The organism is Allocoprococcus similis (genome assembly GCF_054660775.1).
This window is the reverse complement of sequence record NZ_BAAHSG010000049.1, coordinates 1-12,577: the sequence shown is the minus strand read 5'-3', so window position 1 is coordinate 12,577 and position 12,577 is coordinate 1. Positions and strand designations below refer to the sequence as shown.

The window sequence follows — 12,577 nt, the reverse complement described above, 5'->3', positions numbered from 1 at the left end:
TTTTAAGCTTTTCACATTCTGCCGTTTCATATGCAGGACATACATCTATACAACGCATATTTTGCTTTTTACAGATTTTACACATAGTTCCGCATTGCTCATCACAGAGACAGGTCATTTTACATTTTTTTCGATGAATGCAGGGAGGATTGGTATAACCCGGATCCGGACGCTCTTTGACACGTGCATGAAGACGTACTTCCTTAGATATTGTTGAGGAATCTTTGCCTATGATTCTTCCAATTTCAGCAAAGCTTTTATTCTCAGTAAGAGCTTTTTCGATCTCAACACGCTGCTCAAATGTTAAATGTTTCCGATTGCCTTTATTATTCATATTTATCTCCAATCTGCACAGGCAGGCAATCAGTTGCAAGTACAGTATACATAGCAATGGTTATCAACGACAATATATATGTGCAGAAGTAATTTCTATAAGACTAGAATTTACTCTTGCCAACTGGAAGTTAAAAATACATTTAAGTAGTATAACATGAGGAGTAAAAACGCGCAACGGAAAATCGAACATATTTTCGATTTCTTATATGCCGATTACGGCATTAATATCAAAGGCAGGAAGATTATTATATGATTTTTAAGGTGCAAACATGCACAATCTTGCGCTTTCATCTCGGTAATTGAATTGCCGAGGATTCCCGCTTATTGTCCTAAAACTACAAAAGGAACAACCGCCCACAAGGGGTTGACCTCGTTAAAATGGTTATAGAATTACCACCCTAACTCGCCAAAGTTCCGGGGCGGTTTTTCTATGCTTTAAAACATTATCTGATAAACGTCAAAACGAATGTCAGTAATGCAAGCTTGTATAAATTCTTTTTGTATATTATTACATACTTTTCCTTACACTTCCGTAAGCTCCCCGGTTTCCGAATCCATAATGAATCCCTTGATCTCAATATCCTTCGGCATCAGCGGATGGGTCTTCAGTGTATGCACAGTCTCTTCTACCGACTTCTCCACAGATTCAAATCCACCCAGCCATTTTTCCAGATCAATTCCACTGTGTCTCACGATATCGATATGTTCTTTGTCGATTCCGCGCTCTACCAGTTCTTCTAACAGCTCACTTCCATCCATTCCCTGTACACCGCAGTCAGTATGTCCGATGACCATAACCTGCTCCACGCCAAGCTCCAGGATAGCAACCAGAAGGCTTCTGACCACACTTCCGTATGGATGAGTAATGACTCCGCCTGCATTCTTGATGATCTTCGCATCTCCGTTTTTCAGTCCCAGCGCTGCCGGAAGAAGCTCTGTCAGACGGGTATCCATACAGGTCAGCACGGCAAGTTTCTTGTTCGGGTACTTGCTGGTCAGGTATGGCTCATAACCTTTATTTTCCACGAATTTCTTATTATACTCTACAATCTGTTCTATCATCCTGTGTAACCTCCCATTTGATTTTCACAACGATATTTCATAAAACAGATTATAGACTTTTTTTCTCAGAAAGAGCAAGGATTCTTAATGAATTTTAATGATGTTCTTTTTTCCAGTACCGGAAAAATGCATCCTCCTGCTCCGAACGGATTCCATACTTTCTTCTCGCAATGTAGAATTTGGAATTCCACCCTGAAGACTTCACCGGAATCGTCACCACATTGTGCAGCCGCACGATATCCATATACGGCAATACGGAAATCCCGAATCCATTCTCCACAAGTCCTGTGATAACTTCAATCTCTTCCGCAGCACACACCGGTTTTACCTTAATTCCTTCTTCTGCAAAAATCTGCTCCTGCAGAGTACGGAAACCGCTGGTCTTGGAAAACATGATCTGTGGGTATCCGGCTGTCTCTTTCAGACTGATCCGTTCTCTATTTTCAAGCGGATGCCCCTTCGGAACCACTACCGCGATATACGAATCCCGAATCGGATAATATTCGATTTCATCCGATTTCAGAAGATCCGAACAGAAGCCGATATCATATTTTCCATCCAAAAGTCCTTCTGCGATCTCCGGTGTCATCCGGTTGTAAATGATAAACGGAAATGTTGCCCCAAACTCTTTCAGCATATGTGGAATCGTCCCCGGTGCCAGAGGATACACACTGCCGATCCGCACCGTTTTCTCCTCCGTCCGAAGTCCTGCCGCCCGCTCTTCCAGACGAAGATACGCTCCCAGAATTTCATCCACATCCTTCATCAGTTCTTTGCCGTAGCGGCTGAGGCTCACATTCCGCCCTTCCTTCTGAAAAAGCGGAACCCCATACTCTTCTTCTAACGATTTGATTGCATGGCTGAGCCCCGGCTGTGAAATATTCAGCGCCTTTGCCGCCTTTCCGTAATGCTGGATTTTTGCCAGCTCTGAAAAATATTTTAAATATTCAATATTCATTTTTATCCTCTAATTTTCTACTTCAAAACATAATGCCAGAAATGTTTTTTTCACTGGATTACTCTGTATCTATACAATTTCTACAATCCAATCCACAAACACCTTATTTTTCAAAAGCAATTCTTTACTTTTTATCATCTTACCACATTCCATTCAGTTTTAGAATCATTTCATTCGAAATAATCATTTGTTTTTATCAGTTTTATTCATTATAATGAGAGACAGCTTAAATATAAAATTTTTGTAAATTATTATCTATCAGGAAAGAAGGATTTTTAACCTATGAATAAGAAAAAATTTCATCTTGCCGGAGAAGTCGCTCTACTCATTGTCCTGCTGATCAATTCACTCGGCGTGGATCTGATGTCAAAAAGCGGATTCGGGATCTCAACAATCTCCTCTGTACCGCTTGTATTTAACATCGCCTTCCCGGTATTCAGTTTCGGAACATGGAATTATATTTTCCAGACACTGCTTGTCATTACACTGATGATCCTCAAGCGTTCATTCTGCCCCGGCTACCTTTTCTCTTTCGTAGTCGGGATCGGATTCGGAAAAATGATCGACGTACACAACGCATGGATCCAGGCTCTGCCGAACTCCCTGCCTCTTCACACGATTTATTTTCTGGCAGGATTCTTACTGATGTGCTTCGGCATCTGCCTTGCCAACAACTGTATGCTGCCGATCATTCCAACGGATATCTTTCCGCGTGACTTATCAGGGATTGTAAAGAAAAATTACAAAGTCATCAAGACAACCTTTGATCTCAGCTGTCTGACAACCACCGTGATCCTCTCCCTTGCAATCCTCCATGGATTCTATGGAATCGGAATCGGCACTGTCTTCTGTGCATTTCTGACCGGGAAAACAGTATCTGTCATCCAGAAGTTCATCGGAAGCCATGTGGAATTTTACCGTGCAACCGGGAAAAAGAAAATTACTCTTGAAAAGAATATGAGACATGCATAAAAAGAGTTCAGTTTTGATCCATTCCTGTCAGACAGGGCGTATCAAAACTGAACTCTACTTTTTTATTCTACTTTCCATTCTGTCTGATCAAATATGTGAAGATGAAATGCTTCTGAAATATAGCCTAATAATTCACAGCCTGCAATACAGTTCCCTTTTTCATCTAATGACGGTCCATAAATTCCAATGCCCATTTTCTTTTGCGCTACACTAAGCAGACCTCCACCAACTCCACTCTTTGTAGGAATCCCTGTCTTTAACGCAAATTCGCCGGATCCGTCATACATCCCGCAAGTAAGCATGATCGTCTGTACCATCCTGACGGTCTGTGATGAGATCAGACGTTTTCCGGTAGACAACTGTATTCCATCATTTGCAAGAAGCAGCCCAAATGTCGCAAGATTTCTTGCCGTAACAGACATTGCACACATCTGTGTATAAAATGTGACACTCTCTTCCACATCATTGTCAATAATCTGCTTGCTTTTCAAAAGGTATGCAATTGCTTTACTTGCAACCGTGATCGCCCCCGAATTTATCATCGGATTAAACGGCCGGTTACTCCTGTTATCCAGCTCCACCAGTGAATTAAATGCTTCTCCCGATGGTTCCACTCCTACATGATCAAACACGAATCCTGCTCCAAACGTTTCCAGCGCCAGACATAATGCCATAACCTTGGCAATCGACTGAATCGTAAATCTGTCTTCTGTATTTCCAACTTCAAACCGGTCACCATCAATGGTATAAAGACAGATCCCAAGCTTATTTTTATCTTTCTTAGCCAGTTCCGGAATATACGCTGCTACTTTCCCATACCGGGTTACACCTTTACCTATACGAAGGGCATTATCCAGTATTGTCATAACCTCTCCTGCTTTCATTTTCTTCTCCTTCTTCTTTTATTTTCCCCGATTTAAGTACCATGACCTATCATTACCATACCTTATTTTCATCATTTCGACAACTACTCTTTTTTGATTCTGTAACCAGTCTTCTTTTCCCAACTTCTCCTGTTACATTGACAAACCTTTTTCCTATCCCGTATACTAGAAACAGATTATATCCTGCAAGGAGGCTTAACTATTATGATTATTAAAAACGGACTTGTTATCGATCCTGCTTCCGGTTTTTCCGAAAAAATGGATCTTTTGATCGAAGATGGCATCATCAAAGAAATGGCAACTCAGATTACAAAAGAAGGAGAGGATGTTCTTGACGCCACCGGATTTGTCGTTGCACCGGGACTTATCGACACGCATGTCCATTTCCGTGATCCCGGATTCACTTATAAAGAAACGATCCACACCGGCGCGCTTGCCTCTGCAAAAGGCGGTTTTACTTCTGTCATCTGCATGGCAAATACTTCCCCGACGGTAGATTCTGTTCCGGTTCTCAGAGACAACCTGGAGCGTGCTTCCAAAGAAAAGATCCGTATCTTTCAGGCTGCATCCATTTCCTGCAATCTGAAAGGCCAGGAAGAAACCGATATGGATGCATTAAAAGAAGCCGGTGCATGCGGATTTACCGATGACGGAATCCCGCTTATGAACGCCGAATTTTGCTATCACGCAATGGAAAAAGCGGCAAAGCTTAACGTACCGGTCAGCCTTCACGAAGAAGATCCTTCCTTCATCCGCAACAACGGAATCAGTCATGGAAAAGTATCAGATGCCCTCGGCATCTACGGTTCTCCTTCGATTGCTGAAGAATCTCTGGTTGCAAGAGACTGCCTGCTGGCACTCAAATCCGGTGCCGATGTTGTGATCCAGCATATCAGCTCCGGCATCTCCGTTGATCTGGTCCGTACTTATAAAAAAATGGGCGCAAAGCTTCACGCTGAAGCCACACCGCATCATTTTACACTGACGGAAGATGCCGTTCTTAAGCACGGCACCCTTGCCAAAATGAACCCGCCGCTTCGTACCGAACAGGATCGCCAGGCGATCATCCGGGGACTTGCAGACGGAACCATCGATCTCATTGCTACCGACCATGCACCACACAGTAAAGAAGAAAAAGAAAAGCCGATCACCGAAGCACCAAGTGGAATCATTGGTCTGGAAACCTCTCTTGCGCTCGGTATCACCAGCCTTGTAAGACCCGGACATTTATCCCTCCTCCAGCTTTTGGAAAAGATGACCATCAATCCGGCAAAACTTTATCATCTTCCTTACGGACAGATTGCTGCAGGAAAGGCAGCCGACCTTGTGATCTTCGATGAAAATGAATACTGGACTCCGACTGAATATGCATCCCTTTCATCCAACTCACCATTTACCGGAACTCCTTTGTATGGCAAAGTGAAATATACAATCTGTAATGGAAAAATCGTTTATCATGATTAAAAAAATCCACGGACTTTGAATCTTCTAAAGTCCGTGGATTTTTCCATCTTCTTATTTTTCTTCCAACATAAAGTATTTCATACTGGTTCCGCTTTCCGCGACATCCGCAAGGTTGATACAGCTGTTTCCCATACGGTCGATCAGATGCAGGATATTGGTAAACGGTGCGGTAAGGCTCGCCTTACATTTTCTTTTATTGACACGCTCAATATGCGCTTTCCGCATCTTGATATCCAGATCCAGAAGCTTATCCTTTCGCTTCATCATCTTGCCTGGTTCGATACCATCATCTCCCTGCAGTGCCTTCAGAGAATCACAGAACATCTTATTCAGAACCTTCAGACTCTTCTGCAGCTCATCCATCGCTTCCGGTGTATATTTATACTTTCGGTCTGATCTTTCCAGCATACATTCTGCCATTTCCACACTTAAGGTTCCCATACGTTCCACATCGCTGAGCACACACATGAGGCTCGCCGTCTGCGCTGCCTGCTGCTCAGTCAATGAACCGGAAGAAAACAAAGCTGCAAGATATTCGGTAATACATTTTCCAAGGCGTTCAACCTGTTCTCCATTTTCTTTCAGACCGTCAATGGATTTCACTTCTTCATTTTTCACAAGCTCAATCGTTTTCTTCAAAATATCTCTTACTTGGTCACTCATACGGAAAATCTCTTTTGCCACAAGCTGCAGCGCTGCTGCCGGCTGACTGATGATATTTTCATCCAGATAAATCGGGCTGCCTGGATCTTCAACACCTTTTTTGCCATCCGGGATCAGTGTCATGACAATCCTCACCATCAGTTTAATCAGGCATACCCAGATCAGTGTCATTGTGATGTTAAATACAGTATGTGCATTTGCAATCTGTCTGGAAATCACTTCAATCTCCGGTCCTTTCGGCGAAATGCTCTGGATCAGTGCCGCAAATGGTTTTACGAACCAGATAAACAAAAAGCAGCCGGAAATATTAAAAATACAATGCGCCACAGCGGTTCTCTTCGCATCTTTTGACTGTCCGATACTGGCAAGGAGTGCTGTGATCGTTGTCCCGATATTATCACCTAAAAGAATCGGGATTGCTCCTGCAAGCCCAAGTATACTCGTAACCCCGTCCGCTCCCGGCTGGGAAGCGAAGTTCTGCAGTACCGCAATGGTCGCACTACTGCTCTGTACGACCAGCGTCATAAGTGTACCAACTGCCACACCAAGTACCGGAATATGTGCAACCCGTCCGATCAGGTCTGTGAATACCGGACTGGATGCCAATGGTTTCATGACATCTCCCATTGTTTCAATTCCAAGGAACAAAAGACCAAAGGCAAAAATCGTCTGACCGATACTTTTTACTTTCTCTGATTTTGTTACAAATGAAATCAGGAATCCTATAAAAATAATCACATAAATATAGTCACTGATCTTAAACGCAATAATCTGTGCTGTCATGGTGGTACCAATATTTGCACCAAAAATGATGGAAATCGCCTGTGGCAGGTTCATCAGTCCCGCACTTACAAAACCGATCGCCATAACTGTCGTCGCACTGCTGCTCTGGAGTACCGCAGTTGTGAGCGCACCGGCAAGCACTCCCAGAAGCGGATTCTTCGTCAGAAGTGCAAGAATGCTTTTCATCTTATCGCCCGCCGCCTTTTGCAGACATTCACTCATCATGTTCATTCCATAGATAAAAACTGCCAGACCGCCAAGCAGTCCGAAAATGATCTGAATTTTCTCGTTCATGTTAATTCCTCTCTCAATTTACCCTGTGTTTGTTAACATCTTTTAAACTTACTTCTTACAATGATGTCTTCCCTTTCAGCTCATTTTCTATTTTATCTGTGGTCTATGCAATCCCAATCAAATCTATGTTAAGTTTAGGTTAAATCTTATTTTTTTTAAACAACGTATTTTCAAGGATTTTCAGCATTTCGTGTCGCTAACGTGTCACTAACGGTTAGTTTTAATTCAACTTTAAAAAACCAAATCTGCCACAATTCGTTGTATCTATTTCACACGAAGTTTCTGTCCCACGTAAATTAAATTCGGGTTGAATAGCTTCTCAACTATCCGTTTATCTAAACTGAATAGCTTCAATTCTTAATGCCTGACCAACTGTACCAAGTGTAGAGACACCATCAGCTTTTGTCCAATCCGTCCAGCCTGAATTCTGAACATGGACACGATATTGGAAATCGCCATTAAAGCACAGACATTCAATTCGCTTGTTCTGTCCTACAGTTCCGATTACGGTATCTTTTGCAACTACGCCGTAGTCTTTCCAACCGATTCCCTCGATATGAGCTTTCACACCAATCCGTTTATCACCCGGATTGATTTTTAATGCTTCCAGACGGAGATTGTGACCGGTAATACCAATTACAGTTTCTGCCGCGCGATCTCCAAGCCATCCTCTATTCTGGACATGCGGATCAACCGCGAACATAGCTTTCTTGATTTCAATCGCCTCGATCTGAAGACCTTTTCCTTGCGTGCCAGCCCATTCACCATTGCTCATCCAGTCTGACCAGCCGATATTCTTCTGCTGAACTCTGTACAGATAGCAGGCGTCCTTGCCGGTAATCTTGATGGATTCAATACGCTTGTTCTGACCTGTTGTTCCAAGGATTGTATCTTTTGTGATATTCTTGTACTCTCTATTACCAATATCTTTGATATGGACTGTTACATCTGTTTCTCCAACCGGAATCATTCTGAATGCTTCAATTCGACGATTCTGACCAGTAGATCCAGCCATCTTACCGTCAGACTGCCAGTTGCACCAACCAATATCTCTTGCATGAACCTGATATGATACGGATCCGAATGCATCTTCCTTATCCTGGAACGTACCACCGGACTTAATAGCTCCATCGATCTGATCAGTTGACGCTACTGGAGCAATAGCAGAGATACCAAATGCACTAAGGATTCCTCTTGCCAACTCATCTGTCCGATTGTTAAATTTGCTCAAATCGCCGAAGTTTGTAATAAAACCGTTTTCCAGCAAACGATAGTTATATCCTCTGTAAGCCGAACGATTTACATTGGCAAGATCGTTTCTTCCTACGATTTTATTTGCACGTCCCGGAAAGAAATTACCAATAAAATTCGAAAGAGCTGTGTCATACTGGTCTGGATTATATCCCTCTTTAATGATTACATGACCACCATTTGCAGATGCTGATGCACTGTCCATGTGCAGTTCCAAAATCTGATAATCCTTCGGAATATTTAAACTCATGATTCCATTGTCTGCATACCAGTTCCGGTTTGTATCTGCTACAGTTACATTACTTCCACCGAGTGCGGCCAGTCTTGCCGCGAGGTATCTTACTCTCTCTGCCTCCGTATATCCATAACCTACGGCTCCACAATCACCTGCACCGTGACCAGCTATAACAAATAAATGTGCCATAATATTCTACTCCTTTCAAAAAAGAGGACAATTACTCGCCCTCCATGATTATTCTTTGTATTTGCTTCTGTTCCAGATTTCCGTGATCCGTTCCCAGCCTCCGGTGCTTACCAAATACACAATAAATGCTGCCAGAAACGAAGCAAATACATAATACCATTCAATTACAATCTTGTAGCAGACACATAGAACTACCACTGCCGTCGGTGTCAGGATTAGCGCTACCCCAAGCGCCACCACATTGGTCTGGATCTTTTTCAGTATCGGCATTTCCTTTATCACCTGTACAACTACGCTCACAAGGAATGCTAAAATTCCGATTCCACCAAGTGCATAGGTAATATACTGCATCAACATTTCCGTATTCATAATCGTTACTCTCCTTTTTGTTTTAGATGTAATTCTTCTATTTCCTGTTTCATTTTTGTGATCATGCCATTCCCGCCAAGCCGATGATATGCTTCATACATCTCACAGAAATTTTCATAAGCATAGCTCGGTATCTTACCAAGCTTCATATATTTCCCGTGATATTCAATTAACTGTACCCTAAGAAGTAACATTGTACCGGCGCTGTTTGCATCCCTTTTTTTACGTTCTTCCGCAATCCGTTCATCACGCTCTTTTGCGTCCTGCACCTGTTTCTTTTTTTGCTCCTGCAAGAGCCAGACAATATATCCCAATAAGATTGGAAGCGCAATGATATATGTCTGCATCAATACGTCTTTCACCGCTTTTTCTCTCTTTCAATTTAATTTCTTATGATTTTACCGGCTTTGCTGTTCCGGTATAAGATATCGGATAATCGTAAGGGTAATCATACGGATAATCAACCGTTTCCTGGATCTGTACAGAAATCGTAAATTTTTCCCCGGTCGCAACCGTATTTTTACTTAATTTCACATCTGTAATTTTAAGCATTAAACCACCTCTACTTCTATCCTTGCCTTCCTGGTTGAATCCGCAACCGCATACGTCACTTCCAGTGTGTGTGTTCCCTTTTCCTTTGGAGCAATCTTGCAATCCAAATAATGATCGTTGATGTCGCATTCACCTTGCGCTACAACATCTGTCGTATAGCGCGCCAGCGAATAAGATGCTGATAAGATTGTAAACGGTTCATCATTTGGACTTCTTACCAGTAGCTTTACATGCTTGTCCTCTCCCAGGATAAATCTTATTTTATTCACAGCAACACCCCCTCTCATGTATCGGATAAACTACTTCTACGTAAAATAAATCAGGAAGAGTTGCAACTTGGTACTGCTCTTCCATTACTTCCACCAGATAATCTTCCGGAATTATATGTGTCTCATACTCTTCCGGAACTACTTCTACCATGTAATCCAATGGAACTAATTTTACACATAAGGTTGCCGGATCCACGATCAGAAGCATCTTCGTGCAGTATGCAATATTGCCTGCATCATTTTCTGCCGTCAGCTCCACCACATACATTCCATCTAAATCATAAGGGACCGTGACATTCCACCAGTCCCCTTCAGCTCTTTCGAATATTACTTCTTTTCCATCTATCTTACCGCTTACCTTTACTACCATAGGCGCACCGCCTAGTCAGTAATCTCGACTGCAATAATGAATGTCTTTCCGCAGTCTACTGGATTCGGAGTAAGAGTCGCTGACTTAATCACCGGAGCTGACGTATCGACAGTAACCTTACGCGTGACTGTAGTCGTCTTTCCAGCTTTGTCTTTAGCTACGATTGTGATGGTGTTTGCACCCTCAACAAGAGTCACATCCTTAGTAAATGTTCCGTCTGTTCCGACCGTTACAGTTACTCCACTTACCGTTACTGTAACTGGCTTAGATGATACGTCATCTGTTTTACCACTTACCGTTACCGTCTTCTTGTTGGTTATAAGGTCATTTGATGGAGCTGTGATCTGCAGTGTCGGAGGCACTGTATCAACTGTAAATGTTGCTGTCTTAGCTGCAGCTGCATTACCATCGTTGTCAGATGCCTTGACCGAAATCGTATGCGATCCATCTTTTAACGTCGGTGATGTGCATGTGCACTTATATCCACCGTCAATAGCAGTCTTTGTTACAGTCGATACAGCTGTACCATCAACTGTGACTACGATTGTTCCCGCATTTACTCCGGAGTCTGTATCTTTTACCTGGAATTCGATAGTCGGAGTTGTATTTGTGATATAAGCTCCTGCAGATGGAGACGTGATCGTGATAGTCGGTGCTGTCTTTTCTTTTACACGGAGTTTAAGTGATTCGCCGAGAGTAGCATGACTCTGATCTACCGTGGTAGTATTGCCGGCCTCATCTGTAGCCTTTACCGTTCCGCCAAGAACATGATTCGGCTGATTGTAGCTCGACTTACTTGGAGCTGTAACCGTAGCTTCCCATTTCCCGGAGGTCGAATTATAGGTCAGATTGTAAGTCTAACCTTCGAATATATATTGAGCTGTTTTTACTGCCATCTACGCTTCACCTCTACTGCTGTTCTGTTACTAAATCTTCCGCCCCTGAATCAATCAGGAGCTCTTTTACCTTGTCCTTTAAAAGTCTCGGTACCTGTGAATAAGTTTTCTTTCCTAACATAATCTGCTGTGCCCATAACATTGCCATCATTTCTTTTCCTCCTGAAATTTGTAATAATATGAATAAAATAGTTAATAAGATTATCGTTTTACTGATATACTGTCTCAGACATTTCCAAAATGCATCCTTCGAGCATTTCATTTTTCTCTTCTGCTTTTTCAACTCTTGTCTGCAAGTCCGCATTTTTTTCTTCCGCCTCTTTAAGTCTTGCCTCCAGTGTTGCTATTCGGCTGTCCGGATCTTCTCCTTCCTGGTACATCATTACACCAAGAATACCGGCTGTGTACTTCACGATTGCATCAAGCTTCGTGTAATTTTCATACACAACGGTATCTGCATCCCGTTCACTTACGGACATTCTCTTGGTTGCCACTGCATCAGAGAACAATGTTTTCAGCTGTTCTTCTTCCGCCGAAATCGTCTTGATCAGAAGTGCGCCATCCGTCTGTTCAGTGACCTGCTGGATCTGCAGTTCCTGGCCATCATTGAATGTGATTTTCATTTTTCTGTTTGCCCCTTTCTTCTTTTTAGAGGGATTCTGAACTAAATAGCAATTTGGTAAATGCAAATAATAATATTGCAACCATAAACAATAAACTGATTTCTATCGTAGAACGAGGAACCAAAAATAACTACAATTACACAAAATATTCCAACGGCGACATGGTTATGTGGAGTAAATATACTTGGAATACCAATCTTGCAACCAGTTGGTATAACTGGTATTTTGCTTCTAGTGCTGCGGTTGGTTTTCCAGTAGCATTCAAGGAAGCGCCTTTAATTATAGTATCTCCGGCAAAGACTAACGAACTGTATGGTCTTGGAGTTACCGAAGTGACTACAACCGGGTACAAGCTTACAGCATACAGTCCAAAGCAAGGAATGTGTTATGTACAAGCTGATATGCTT

17 protein-coding genes are annotated in these 12,577 nt (G+C 42.5%); 3 read left to right on the top strand and 14 right to left on the bottom strand.

Going from position 1 to position 12,577, the window contains the following annotated elements:
* The 3 genes from ACYQ5K_RS15995 to ACYQ5K_RS15985 form a co-directional block, all read right to left on the bottom strand.
* The coding region (locus ACYQ5K_RS15995) for a helix-turn-helix domain-containing protein (RefSeq protein ID WP_459777328.1) at positions 1-334 on the bottom strand (334 nt) is incomplete at its 3' end.
* Between the two features lie 524 nt (positions 335-858).
* Positions 859-1,398, bottom strand: coding sequence for a beta-class carbonic anhydrase (locus ACYQ5K_RS15990; protein ID WP_173689121.1), 540 nt, complete (start codon positions 1,396-1,398; stop codon positions 859-861).
* Positions 1,399-1,492: 94 nt separating this feature from the next.
* The gene (locus ACYQ5K_RS15985) at positions 1,493-2,356 is read right to left on the bottom strand and encodes a LysR family transcriptional regulator (RefSeq protein WP_173689120.1); all 864 of its coding nucleotides are present in this window, start codon (positions 2,354-2,356) and stop codon (positions 1,493-1,495) included.
* Positions 2,357-2,638: 282 nt separating this feature from the next.
* Between ACYQ5K_RS15985 and ACYQ5K_RS15980 the strand changes: the two genes are divergently transcribed.
* Positions 2,639-3,328 (top strand): DUF6198 family protein, encoded by a 690-nt coding sequence (locus ACYQ5K_RS15980; protein ID WP_173689119.1) that lies wholly within the window; start codon positions 2,639-2,641, stop codon positions 3,326-3,328.
* A gap of 62 nt (positions 3,329-3,390) precedes the next feature.
* Here the strand turns inward: ACYQ5K_RS15980 and ACYQ5K_RS15975 are convergent, their stop codons facing one another.
* Complete coding sequence (locus ACYQ5K_RS15975; protein ID WP_173689118.1) at positions 3,391-4,212, bottom strand: glutaminase; 822 nt, start codon at positions 4,210-4,212, stop codon at positions 3,391-3,393.
* A gap of 204 nt (positions 4,213-4,416) precedes the next feature.
* On the opposite strand from ACYQ5K_RS15975, the gene ACYQ5K_RS15970 reads away from it, so the two are divergent.
* The gene (locus ACYQ5K_RS15970) at positions 4,417-5,676 is read left to right on the top strand and encodes a dihydroorotase (RefSeq protein ID WP_178025221.1); all 1,260 of its coding nucleotides are present in this window, start codon (positions 4,417-4,419) and stop codon (positions 5,674-5,676) included.
* Between the two features lie 51 nt (positions 5,677-5,727).
* Here ACYQ5K_RS15970 and ACYQ5K_RS15965 read toward each other — a convergent pair whose 3' ends face one another.
* The 10 genes from ACYQ5K_RS15965 to ACYQ5K_RS15920 all read right to left on the bottom strand — a co-directional run bounded on the left by ACYQ5K_RS15965 (position 5,728) and on the right by ACYQ5K_RS15920 (position 12,170).
* Entirely contained in the window at positions 5,728-7,416 is a 1,689-nt protein-coding gene (locus tag ACYQ5K_RS15965) for a Na/Pi cotransporter family protein (RefSeq protein ID WP_459777966.1), read from the bottom strand.
* A gap of 331 nt (positions 7,417-7,747) precedes the next feature.
* Positions 7,748-9,091, bottom strand: a complete 1,344-nt coding sequence (locus ACYQ5K_RS15960) for an N-acetylmuramoyl-L-alanine amidase (RefSeq protein ID WP_459777964.1) — start codon at positions 9,089-9,091, stop codon at positions 7,748-7,750.
* 48 nt (positions 9,092-9,139) lie between these two features.
* On the bottom strand, positions 9,140-9,460 hold the full coding sequence (locus ACYQ5K_RS15955; protein ID WP_459777962.1) for a ribonuclease: 321 nt from the start codon (positions 9,458-9,460) through the stop codon (positions 9,140-9,142).
* Positions 9,461-9,465: 5 nt separating this feature from the next.
* Positions 9,466-9,822: a hypothetical protein gene (locus ACYQ5K_RS15950; RefSeq protein WP_242856300.1), complete on the bottom strand. Its 357-nt coding sequence runs from the start codon at positions 9,820-9,822 to the stop codon at positions 9,466-9,468.
* Between the two features lie 28 nt (positions 9,823-9,850).
* Positions 9,851-10,012 (bottom strand): hypothetical protein, encoded by a 162-nt coding sequence (locus tag ACYQ5K_RS15945; protein ID WP_182451032.1) that lies wholly within the window; start codon positions 10,010-10,012, stop codon positions 9,851-9,853.
* Positions 10,012-10,281, bottom strand: a complete 270-nt coding sequence (locus ACYQ5K_RS15940; RefSeq protein ID WP_459777961.1) for a hypothetical protein — start codon at positions 10,279-10,281, stop codon at positions 10,012-10,014. Before ACYQ5K_RS15940 ends, ACYQ5K_RS15945 begins: the two co-directional genes overlap by 1 nt.
* A complete protein-coding gene (locus tag ACYQ5K_RS15935; RefSeq protein ID WP_459777959.1) occupies positions 10,274-10,651 on the bottom strand; it encodes a PF13754 domain-containing protein in 378 nt (125 codons plus the stop codon). Before ACYQ5K_RS15935 ends, ACYQ5K_RS15940 begins: the two co-directional genes overlap by 8 nt.
* Before the next feature lie 11 nt (positions 10,652-10,662).
* On the bottom strand, positions 10,663-11,499 hold the full coding sequence (locus tag ACYQ5K_RS15930; protein ID WP_459777968.1) for an Ig-like domain-containing protein: 837 nt from the start codon (positions 11,497-11,499) through the stop codon (positions 10,663-10,665).
* A gap of 61 nt (positions 11,500-11,560) precedes the next feature.
* Positions 11,561-11,698: a CD1375 family protein gene (locus ACYQ5K_RS15925; protein WP_459777958.1), complete on the bottom strand. Its 138-nt coding sequence runs from the start codon at positions 11,696-11,698 to the stop codon at positions 11,561-11,563.
* A gap of 58 nt (positions 11,699-11,756) precedes the next feature.
* Complete coding sequence (locus ACYQ5K_RS15920) at positions 11,757-12,170, bottom strand: hypothetical protein (RefSeq protein WP_459777956.1); 414 nt, start codon at positions 12,168-12,170, stop codon at positions 11,757-11,759.
* 167 nt (positions 12,171-12,337) lie between these two features.
* On the opposite strand from ACYQ5K_RS15920, the gene ACYQ5K_RS15915 reads away from it, so the two are divergent.
* On the top strand, positions 12,338-12,577 hold a 240-nt coding region (locus ACYQ5K_RS15915; RefSeq protein ID WP_459777955.1), incomplete at its 3' end, for a hypothetical protein.

What these genes read in the sequence shown, in the direction of transcription:
- ACYQ5K_RS15990 (WP_173689121.1), bottom strand. Translation starts at nt 1,398, where the DNA reads ATGATAGAACAGATTGTAGAGTATAATAAGAAATTCGTGGAAAATAAA.
- ACYQ5K_RS15985 (WP_173689120.1), bottom strand. Translation starts at nt 2,356, where the DNA reads ATGAATATTGAATATTTAAAATATTTTTCAGAGCTGGCAAAAATCCAG.
- ACYQ5K_RS15980 (WP_173689119.1), top strand. Translation starts at nt 2,639, where the DNA reads ATGAATAAGAAAAAATTTCATCTTGCCGGAGAAGTCGCTCTACTCATT.
- ACYQ5K_RS15975 (WP_173689118.1), bottom strand. Translation starts at nt 4,212, where the DNA reads ATGAAAGCAGGAGAGGTTATGACAATACTGGATAATGCCCTTCGTATA.
- ACYQ5K_RS15970 (WP_178025221.1), top strand. Translation starts at nt 4,417, where the DNA reads ATGATTATTAAAAACGGACTTGTTATCGATCCTGCTTCCGGTTTTTCC.
- ACYQ5K_RS15965 (WP_459777966.1), bottom strand. Translation starts at nt 7,416, where the DNA reads ATGAACGAGAAAATTCAGATCATTTTCGGACTGCTTGGCGGTCTGGCA.
- ACYQ5K_RS15960 (WP_459777964.1), bottom strand. Translation starts at nt 9,091, where the DNA reads ATGGCACATTTATTTGTTATAGCTGGTCACGGTGCAGGTGATTGTGGA.
- ACYQ5K_RS15955 (WP_459777962.1), bottom strand. Translation starts at nt 9,460, where the DNA reads ATGAATACGGAAATGTTGATGCAGTATATTACCTATGCACTTGGTGGA.
- ACYQ5K_RS15945 (WP_182451032.1), bottom strand. Translation starts at nt 10,012, where the DNA reads ATGCTTAAAATTACAGATGTGAAATTAAGTAAAAATACGGTTGCGACC.
- ACYQ5K_RS15935 (WP_459777959.1), bottom strand. Translation starts at nt 10,651, where the DNA reads ATGGTAGTAAAGGTAAGCGGTAAGATAGATGGAAAAGAAGTAATATTC.
- ACYQ5K_RS15925 (WP_459777958.1), bottom strand. Translation starts at nt 11,698, where the DNA reads ATGATGGCAATGTTATGGGCACAGCAGATTATGTTAGGAAAGAAAACT.
- ACYQ5K_RS15920 (WP_459777956.1), bottom strand. Translation starts at nt 12,170, where the DNA reads ATGAAAATCACATTCAATGATGGCCAGGAACTGCAGATCCAGCAGGTC.